Origin of the sequence: Paenarthrobacter ureafaciens, assembly GCF_004028095.1 — a bacterium.
Taxonomy (GTDB): domain Bacteria; phylum Actinomycetota; class Actinomycetes; order Actinomycetales; family Micrococcaceae; genus Arthrobacter; species Arthrobacter ureafaciens.
Window position 1 is genome coordinate 166,298 of the sequence record NZ_SBHM01000009.1, and the last position, 9,750, is coordinate 176,047.

The following is a 9,750-nucleotide window of genomic DNA, read 5'->3' on the forward strand; positions in this document are numbered from 1 at the left end:
TCAGTTTCCCTTCGCCTTCTTGTGGCGGTTATGGAGGATGACGTCGACGGCGACTGCCGCGATGATGGCCGCACCGTAGACGGCCTGCAAGTACTGGTCAGGGACGCCTGCGATGGTGAGGACCTTTCGGATGGCCAGGAGGCCCAGGGTGCCGATGAGGACTCCGACCACTGTTCCCGAACCGCCACGGAGGGCCACTCCGCCGACCACCACTCCGGCGATGACGGCGGTCTCCAGTCCGAAGGCCACCTGCCCGTCAACGTAGGGGTAGTACGAGGCCCACATGGCTCCGACTGCTCCGGCCAGCAGCCCGGAGATGGTGAATGCGCTCAGGGTTCGCCGCTTTGCCGGAATGCCGATCAGCTCTGCGCCCGCAGGATTGGATCCGGCGAAGTAGGTCTCCCTGCCTTTCGAGGTCCACCACAGCAGGAAACCTGCTGCACCGAAAACAACGACGGCGGTCAACAAGACCGGAGAGATCCCGAGGATTTCCGACTTGGTCATGGCGAGCCAGTCTGAGGGGACCTGTTCCGGTTTCACGCGGTCACCGGATGAAATGATGCTGAGGATCCCGCGATAGAGGGCCAGGGTTCCAAGCGTGACAACGATTGACGGCACTCCGCCGTAGGCAATGACAAGGCCGTTCAGGAGGCCGCACAGCAGGCCGACCAGCAGGGCAACTGCAATGCCCAACAGGATCGGGGCGTCAGGTACCGCCCGCATTGTGGCGGCCGAGACGTACGCAGCGAGTCCAAGGGTGGAGGCAACGGAAAGATCGATGTTCCGCGTCAGGATCACCAGCATCTGTCCGATGCCGATGATTCCGAGCATCGCCGAATAGTCCGCGAGATCGTGCAGGTTGTCGCCGGAATAGAAGTTGGTGTTCAACAGGCTCAGGGGCGCCACTACGGCAGCAAGGGCCAGGAACAGCCCCACCTCCCGTCGTCCAAGCGCTTGTTTCAGCCACCATCCGACGCCGTTTCGTGAAGGGGGCGTCGGCTCCTGGGGGCGGGTGGCCGGGGGAGGGGTGGACGGGGCGTTACTCTTGCTCTGCGCCGCTGCCGTCAGTCCAGCAGCTGGGGTGTCCCCGCTCCGTGCGGAGGAGTGGACTCCCGTGGCAGCCAGGCCGATGTCGTACTGGTTGGCATGTTCGCGGTCGAACTCGGCGACCAGGTTGCCGTGCTTCATAACGTAAATTCGGTCACAGGCGCCCAGGAGCTCGGGCATGTCGGAGGAGATCATGAGGATGGCGATCCCTTGGGCTGCCAGTTCGCGGATGATGCGGTGCACCTCGGCCTTGGCCTGGACGTCGATGCCCTGGGTGGGCTCGTCCAGGATCAGGAGCCGCGGGTTGGTGGCCAACCATTTTGCGAGAACAACTTTTTGCTGGTTTCCACCTGAGAGGTTGCCGATGGGCTGGCTATAGCCGGCGAATTTGAGCTTCATGCGCTGGAGGGGGCCCTGGACCATGGCCAGTTCGGCCTTGGTGCTGATCAGCCCCCAGCGGGTGGTCTTCGTAATGACCGGCAGGGTGGCGTTGTCCAGGATCGAGAAATCTTCCACGATGCTCTGGCCGCGCCGGTCCTCGGAAACATAGGCAATGCCTTCTGCGATGGCGCGGGCGGCGGACTTGATCGACACCTTGTGGCCGTCCAGGAGGATTGTCCCGGATGTTGGCCGTTCGATGCCGAAGACCGCCCGCGCGACTTCCGTGCGGCCGCTGCCGATGAGCCCGGCCATGCCCACGACCTCGCCGGCCCGGACAGTGAGGTCGATATTGTGAAACTGGCCCTGGTGCGTCAGTCCCTGGAGTTCAAGAACCGTGCCACCCAAGACTGCAGCCGACCGTTCGTAGAGGTCTCCGAGTTCGCGGCCGACCATGAGTTTGACGATTTCGCGCTCGGTGATGTCGGAGGCGCGGACCGTGTCCACCAGGGCGCCATCACGCAGGACGGTCAAACGGTCCGCGATCCGGAAGATTTCCTCCAGGCGATGACCGACGAACATCATGGCAACGCCCTGTTCCTTCAGCCGGTCGATCACGTCGAAGAGACGGTCGACCTCTGCCGTGGTGAGGGACGCAGTGGGCTCGTCCAAAATCAGGACTTTGGCTTCGGAGACCAAGGCGCGGGCAATTTCCACGAGCTGCTGCTCTGAGACCCGCAGTGAACCGACTGGCATGCTGACGTCGCGGTTAAGCCCCAGCGTGTGCAGGACCTTCTGTGCTTGGACTTTCATCCCGGCGTGGTCGAGGAGGCCCGCACGGGTCTTCAGCGGTTGTCCGGCGAAGACGTTCTCCGCGATCGACAGGTCGCCGAACAATCCCGGGTGTTGGTGGACGACGGCCACGCCGTGGCGGTGTGCGTCCATGGCAGTGGCGAAGTGAACATCCCCGCCTGCGATGCGGACCGTGCCGGCATCGGGGTGGTAGACGCCGCCGAGCATCTTGACGCAGGTGCTCTTGCCTGCGCCGTTTTCTCCGACGAGCGCCAGTACCTCGCCCGTGAACAGCGAGAAAGAAACATTCGAGACGGCGACCGTTGATCCAAAGATCTTGGAGACGCCGGACAGCTCGGCGGCGGGCGCAGGCGCATAGGTGCCTGGCGCCAGGTTCCCCCCTTCTTTGGTTGAGGTGAGTTGGGCTTGTGATACATCCACGATGATGTCCTCCGTGCGGTAGGGGCAACCGAATCAAATCGGGAAGCATTCGTATGCGCATTCGTATGCGCATGTGATGCAAATGACAAGTACCTACTGTGAGGAGGAGGCTCACCGCTCGGACGGTGTCATATGTGGACGCCAAAAAGGGGTGCCGCCGGGCTGATGACAACCCGGCGGCACCCCGACTGTAGTTGGGGCCCAGTGGTCTTAGGGGACTCGCTGATCGCTGGAACCTTCGTACGCTGGGGCCCTCGTTAGTCGCCCGGGCTGGTGCCGTCAGCCGAGAGCAGTCCCGTACTTCACTTACTTCGTGCCGGCCGCGCCGCTCGTCGTCTGGTCGCCGTCGTACTCCGCGGACTCAAGGGCCTCGCCCACCGCGACCCCGTCCACGGCGGCCGCGCCGTCCGGCAGCCGGGGGTTGTCCCGCTCCGCAGTACGGCGGGTCTTGAGCAGGCTCGCCAAGGTGGCGACGGCGATGGTGCTGCCGATGAAGAGCAGCGAGAATCCGATGGGGATCTCAGGTACCCAGAGGAGCGGCTCGCCACCGTTGATGAAGGGCAGCTCATTGACGTGCAGGGCGTGGAAGACGAGCTTCACGCCGATGAACGCAAGGATCACGGCAAGCCCCTGGGCGAGGTAGATCAAGCGTTCGAGCAACCCGCCGATGAGGAAGAACAGCTGCCGCAGGCCCATCAACGCGAAGGCGTTGGCCGTAAAGACGATGTACGCCTCGCTCGTCAGGCCGTAGATCGCGGGGATGGAATCGACGGCAAAAATGAGGTCTACGAAGCCGATGGCAATGATCGTCAGCAGCATCGGAGTGATGAAGCGCGTCCCGCCCTTCTTCACGGTGAGCCGGTCCCCGTGGTACTCGTTGGTCACGGGCAGGACACGGCGCACCAGGCCCATGAACTTGCCGTTGGCCGGGTTGGAGTCATGTCCGCCGAACGCCTGCCGGTAGGCCAGGACAAGCAAGAGCGCGCCGAAAATGTAGAAAATCCACGAGAAGTTCTCGATCAGTCCGGCGCCGATGGCGATGAACGCCCCCCGCAAAATCAAGGCAATGATGATCCCGATCATCAGCACTTTCTGCTGGTACATCTTCGGTACGGCGAAACCGGTCATCACGATGAGGAACACGAAGAGGTTGTCGATCGACAGGGCCTTCTCGGTGAGATAACCCGCGAAGTACTCGCCGCCGAACGTCCAGCCCGAGACGACGCCGATGCCGACACCGAACAGGACGGCCAGGATGATGTAGAACGCGGACCAACGTGCGGATTCGGCGATGCCCGGTTCGTGGGGTTTGCGCACATGGGCAAAAAACTCGTAGACGAAGAAGAGGATCGTCACGCCGATGGTGATAAGCCAGATCAGGGGTGTGACTTGCATGGGAGCTCCAAAGGGTAGGCGTCGGATACAGGCGCCAAGGTCTCCTCCGCCCGGATGGAACCGGGACCGATGACCCGGGATGCATTGCTGCATCCGTAATGACGGATCAATCGCTAATGGGAGTACTCCCCTTGATGGAAAAAATAGTAGCGCCCCGCAGCGTGCCCTCTCAACCCAAGGCATCCTGCGAGGCGCTGTGCCCGGCTTAGTGCACGTCCACAGGCGCTTCGTGTCCGGTGTGTTGGACCGCCGGGTTCCAGGTCATCCGCACAATGAAGTGGCCTTCGGCGGTTGACTTGGCGACGAGCGCTCCTGCGTCGCCGGCGAGCTTGATGCCGAATTCGATTTCCAGGGTTTCCGGAGCGAGCTCCTGCATCGAATCCAGTGCGGCCGTGGCGGCCGGACGAACGCTGGCGAGGGCGTCTTCCAGGCGCCGGCCGACATCCAGGATGCCTTGTTCGTTGCGCCCGGGGTGGTCCACTCCGAAGCTGCCGTCTTCAACCTCCACCAGCACTGTTCCGGCGCCAACTTCATATCTCAGTACGTCCGTCACGGCTACTCCTGCTGTGAATTAAAGCGGTGGCCCACAATGTCCCTCCCATGATCAGTTACGGCCTGCCGGTGCAACAGGGACAAAGGACCTATTAATCCGTAGAGCTGCCATCCTGGCTGGGAGGTACGACGACGGTCGGGCACGGAAGGTGGGTCAGTACACCATGGGTTGTGGAGCCAAGGACCAGGCGGGCGAAGCCGCCCCGGCCATGGCTGCCCATGACCAGCATCCGGGCACCAGAGGCAGCATCGGTGAGGGCACGGACCGGTTCCTTGCCGGGTTCGAGCACTTTGTGAACAACCAGGTCCGGGTAGGTGCTGCGGAGGCCCGCAACCGTTTCGGACAAGATGACGCGTTCCTGCTCATCCATCAGTTCCGCCAGCTCGGCCGGTGCCAGCCCCGCGTCGCTGACCGGGTCCGGAGCCTGATAGGCGTGGAGGACGGTGAGTTCCTCCCCTTCCCTGTCCGCCTCCGCGGCGGCGAACTCGACCGCACGCAGCGAAAGTTCGGAGCCGTCGGCGCCCACCACGATGCCGCTCCCGCCATCCGCGTCAGCAGTACCGACCACTGCGAGAGGAGCCGGTGTAACTCCTGCGATCTGCAGGGCCCTGTCGGTAAGGGTGCCGCCAAGATGCGGACTTCCGGAACCGACCACCACGAGCCCGACGTTCGGGCCGTAATGGCCCAGTGCGCCGGCGACGCTGCCGGTCAGCAGCTCGGTGGTGGCATCGATACCGAATTGCCCGCTCACCCGGGAGGCGGCCGACGCCAGCAGCTCCTCTCCGGCCTTCCGGAGCTGTTTGTTCCACGTAGCGGGGTTCAACGACCAGTGGTCGTCGGCCACATGGAGGATGACCAACGGCACATGGTGCTTGCGGGCCCGTGAAGCGGCCCACCCAAGGGCCGCTTCACTTTGTGGAGAATCCTTGACGGCCACAACGATTGGGTTGGTGGTGCTCATGGCGATGCTTCTTTCTTCTGTCCGGCCGCGCCCGGCCGCGCCCGGCCGCGTCCTGCCGCGTTAGGAATGCATGGACCTCACGAGGCAGGTGCCTGCCGACCCATAGTGTCCTGGGCTACAGGCCACACCACCCGCGTTTGCCACGTGGCGGGGTCCGGTTCCCTGACCGGATCGCTGAGGTAGAACTCCCACATGGTGTCTGAAGGCGTCTTGCCCTCTGCGCTCATTCGCTCAACGATGAGCGCGTAGGTTTTTTCGAGGGTGTCGTACGGGCCCCGATGGATGGCCTCGAAAGCTTCGGACTCAGGCAGTTTGCTGGCTGCCACGTCGCTGGTACCCGTGAAGTTGGGGGTGATCGGAAACCCGGCTTCCACATCAACGGTGTCCGTCGGCATGCCGTGATACATGGCAAAAGGCGGGCCAACAGGGCTTGCATGCTGGGCCTGCGCCGCTGCCATGACGGCACCGAAGGCCCGGCCGAAAAAGTCGGTAAGTCCGGTCATTGCCACGCGCTCGCGGACCACTGCAGTGTGCTGCTCCGGGGACGTGATGGGCCGGGGCTGGGGTTCGATGGTAGCCATAACACCAGAATCGCCTCACAGCCTGCCCGGCGGCAGGGCCAAAGGACCCTAAGCCACGGGTAGGGAGCCCCGGTGCCGTGGCGCTGGTGCTCACAACGCCCTGGCCAGGCTTCGCCGGAGCAGCCAGGTTCCCAGGACCAACAGACCCGCAGCCATCGCTGCCAGGACTCCCAGGTGCGGAAGGATGTCCTGCAAGGCCGCTTCGTGCCGCTGGACCTCAGCGATGGCATCGTAGGCCCAGCGGTGCGGAGTGAAGCGTGACACCGCAGCCATCGGTTCGGAAAAGAACTCAGGCGGCACCATGCAACCGCCCAAGCCGGCCACCACCAATCCCAAACCTATGCCCACACCGGTTGCGGCGCCGTCGTGGTCCAGCATCGAGCCGACCACCATCGCAGCTGCCGCGGCCACAAGGCTGAAGACGCCGACCACCAGCATCGCGAGCCACAAGTTCCCCCAGTCAACTCCGAACAGCAGGGCGGTACCCAGCAGGATATAGACGCCTTGGACCCCTGCGATGGCGAATCTGCCCAAGGCCAGTCCCGTCATGGTCCGGGCGGCGGTCACCGGCGCCGCCAAGGCGCGGGAGATCACGCCGTAGCGGCGCGCCTGGATCAGGGCGGCCGCGCCTGTCAGGGAGCTGAGGAAGACAAACAGCAGCAGTTGTTGGGCAGCGCCAAGGTCGAACCGGCCCAGGCCCCGGAACTCCGAGGAGACACCGCCGGATTCCATCACCTGCACCGTGGGTTCAACGGCGGAGGTTTTGGCACGTGCCAGGGCCGAGCGCGCGGCGTCCTCCGTCACGCCGCCGTCCATGAGCGCCCGTAATTGCAGCTGCGTCCTGCCCAGGTCCCGGACTGTTGCCCGCAAAGCCTGCAAAGCGGTCTGCCCTGAAGCATCGGGCGCGGCGAGAACCTCAAGTTCCACCGGTCCGGCGTCGTCATAGGCTTTCCCGGCCTGCTCGCTGATGAAAAGTCCGACGTCGGTGCTGCCGCGGCTTACGTCGCGGCGAACCGCGGACGCCGCGTCCGGGCGGACGGTGAGGCCTTCTGCCTTGAGTCGGTCCGTGAGGTCGCGGGCCAGGGGCGTGCCCTCGCCCCCTGCCACAGCCACTATTGGTCCCGCGGACCCCACCCCGAACTGGATTCCCAGCAGGAGGATCAGCATCAGGGGAAAAATGAAGACGAAGAAGATGTTGGACCGATCCCGGAAGAACCGCCTCAGCTCCACACCGGCAATGGCCAGCACGGGGTTCATTGCGCCGCGCTCCGATCGGGAATGAATCGGGAGAGGAGCGTACAGGCAGCGGCAAAGATCCACATGACGCCAAGGGGTCCCAGGACGTCCCCGATTCCGCCGCCCCCGGCTGATATTCCCAGCCCGCGGATGAAAGCCCCCACTGGATTCAACTCCAGCACCGTTGCCAAGAACCCCGTGGATTGAAGGGGAAAGAAGGCGCCGCCTGCGATTCCCAGGACCATGGCAATAATTGACTGGGCTACGTTGGCTTGTTCAGCCGAACGGACCAGCCGCACCACGATGAAGGTCAGGCTGGTAGCCGCTGCTGCAGCCGACATGACCAGCAACCCCACCACTACCGGAGAACCGAAAGCCACCCCGAAGAACACCATGCCGCTGGTGAGCAGGACCGTGCTGGCGGCTACCCCCAGCAGGAACCCGACCACGGCCTTGGACGCCGTGATGGTCCATGGGGGGACCGCGACGGACCTGATCCGGGCAAACGTTCCTTGTTCCTTTTCCACCAACAGCCCCACTACGCCAAAACCCACAGTGAACAGCAGGAACAACCCGGTTTGTCCGGCCACGAGCGAGGCGCTGAGGGGTAGTTGCTCCGTGGGTGCCGTAGATTCCTTGAGCGCCATCAGCGGTGAGGCAGCCGCCGTCGACCGTGCGAGGTCGCTTGCTGCGGCTGGGGAGAGGCCGGCGATCCGGCCTGCTGATGCGGTGAGGGAGGCGGCATGGAGTTCGTTGACGACCTCCTTGACTACGGAGATGAGCACATCGGTTTCCAGTGAGGGGGTGGAGCCCCTCGTGAGCTGGAGGGTAGCGGCCCTTCCGGTTGTCAGTGACTCGGTGAAATCCTTCGGGATGACAATACCGAGTGAACTCCCGCCGTCAAGGGTGGTCCGGGCGACGTCGCCGGGTGCCACCCGCTGAACGGAAACCTCCAACGCAGGCGAGGAGACCAAGGACTCCAGGACAGCATCGCCCAGCGGCCCTTCGTCCTCGACGCCGGCGATGACGGTCACGGGCTTGAGGGCCGGACCGTCGTCGCCCAAGCCCCCGAAAGCCAGGTTGAGCACGGTCATCAATGCCACGGGCACCAAGAGGCCGAATATCAGGACTGATTTGTCCCTGAGCCGTTGCTTGAGGTCGTTGGCCACCAGGGCCGTGAGTGCGTTCACGTCAATCCCTGAGTGCCTTCCCCGTGAGATGGAGGAAAACTGATTCGAGATCCGGCCTGGACACTTGGACGGACGTGACATGCATGCCGGCCGTTGCAGCTCCCGTCACGATCGAGGCGAGAATGCGGGGCCCGTCGGAAACCGTCAGGGTCAAGCCTGAGGTCCCCATCGGGCTTATCCGTTTGACGCCCAGTATCCCTCTGATGGCCTGGGCCGCTGCCGCCATATCCCCGGTGCCTTCCAGATCGATGCGGTCAGCTCCACCGGTCAGGGTGATGAGTTCGTCGCTGCTGCCTTCCGCCTGAACGCTGCCCTGGTCAAGGATGGCTATTCGGTCGCAGAGGCGTTGGGCCTCTTCCATGTAATGGGTGGTATACAGCACGGCAGTGCCTGCGGCGGACAGTCGATGCACGGCGTCCAGGATGGAATTGCGGGATTGCGGGTCGACGCCCACCGTCGGCTCATCCAGGATCAGCAAATGCGGACGGTGCAGCAGTCCGATCCCGATGTTCAGCCGCCGCTTCATGCCGCCCGAGAACTTCTTGGTTTGCTCCTTGGCCCGGTCGCTCAAGCCGAGAAGATCCAGGACTACGGTGACCCGGGCCTCCCGCTCCTTACCGCGCAGCCCTTGCAACCTGCCGAAGAAGTGCAGGTTCTCCCGGGCGCTGAGGTCCGGATAGATGGCAAGCTCCTGCGGTACCAGCCCGATGTTCCGCTTGGCCTGGATGCTTGAGGGGGACATGGCGGTGCCGGCAACGTCCACGCTGCCGGCGTCGGGAGGGAAAAGTCCGGCAACCATGGAAATAATGGTGGTCTTCCCGGCACCGTTCGGCCCCAGGAGGCCGAACGTCTCACCCGGGCGGATCTCAAACGATACGTCGTTGACCGCCGTGACGTCGCCGAATTTCTTGACCAGGTGGCTGACCGTCAGGACTCTGTCCGTGATGGTGGTGGTCGTTCCGCCAGTCACCATGGAACCTATTCCAGGCCTGCCCTGGTGGCCTCGTTGAGCGGAGTGTCGAACGAGTTGGTTGCGCTCAGGTCGAATCGCCGTCCGGTGATGGAGTCAGGAACTATCACGTACAGCAGTTCCTTGCCGACCCCCTGCCAGGGGAACATGCCCCGGCGGGCCTCGGTGAGGCCGGGGCTGGAGGGGCCGGCCTGCGTCGCCTGGCC

General features: G+C 63.9%; 8 protein-coding genes and 1 pseudogene. All 9 read right to left on the reverse strand.

Features of this window, described 5'->3' with window-relative positions:
- On the reverse strand, window positions 1-2,658 hold the full coding sequence (locus AUR_RS19445; RefSeq protein ID WP_206616291.1) for an ATP-binding cassette domain-containing protein: 2,658 nt from the start codon (window positions 2,656-2,658) through the stop codon (window positions 1-3).
- A 306-nt stretch (window positions 2,659-2,964) separates the two neighbouring features.
- A complete protein-coding gene (locus AUR_RS19450; RefSeq protein WP_082694474.1) occupies window positions 2,965-4,053 on the reverse strand; it encodes a TerC family protein in 1,089 nt (362 codons plus the stop codon).
- 205 nt (window positions 4,054-4,258) lie between these two features.
- Window positions 4,259-4,606 (reverse strand): CU044_2847 family protein, encoded by a 348-nt coding sequence (locus AUR_RS19455; protein WP_021472114.1) that lies wholly within the window; start codon window positions 4,604-4,606, stop codon window positions 4,259-4,261.
- Window positions 4,607-4,697: 91 nt separating this feature from the next.
- Entirely contained in the window at window positions 4,698-5,567 is an 870-nt protein-coding gene (locus tag AUR_RS19460) for a universal stress protein (RefSeq protein WP_062096673.1), read from the reverse strand.
- 77 nt (window positions 5,568-5,644) lie between these two features.
- The gene (locus AUR_RS19465; RefSeq protein WP_021472116.1) at window positions 5,645-6,148 is read right to left on the reverse strand and encodes a GyrI-like domain-containing protein; all 504 of its coding nucleotides are present in this window, start codon (window positions 6,146-6,148) and stop codon (window positions 5,645-5,647) included.
- 90 nt (window positions 6,149-6,238) lie between these two features.
- Window positions 6,239-7,405: an ABC transporter permease gene (locus AUR_RS19470; RefSeq protein ID WP_062096675.1), complete on the reverse strand. Its 1,167-nt coding sequence runs from the start codon at window positions 7,403-7,405 to the stop codon at window positions 6,239-6,241.
- The gene (locus AUR_RS19475; RefSeq protein WP_241650983.1) at window positions 7,402-8,574 is read right to left on the reverse strand and encodes an ABC transporter permease; all 1,173 of its coding nucleotides are present in this window, start codon (window positions 8,572-8,574) and stop codon (window positions 7,402-7,404) included. Before AUR_RS19475 ends, AUR_RS19470 begins: the two co-directional genes overlap by 4 nt.
- A 1-nt stretch (window position 8,575) precedes the next feature.
- Window positions 8,576-9,544, reverse strand: a complete 969-nt coding sequence (locus tag AUR_RS19480; RefSeq protein WP_241650984.1) for an ABC transporter ATP-binding protein — start codon at window positions 9,542-9,544, stop codon at window positions 8,576-8,578.
- Between the two features lie 8 nt (window positions 9,545-9,552).
- Window positions 9,553-9,750, reverse strand: a pseudogene (locus AUR_RS20370) (pyridoxamine 5'-phosphate oxidase family protein); the annotation flags it as partial.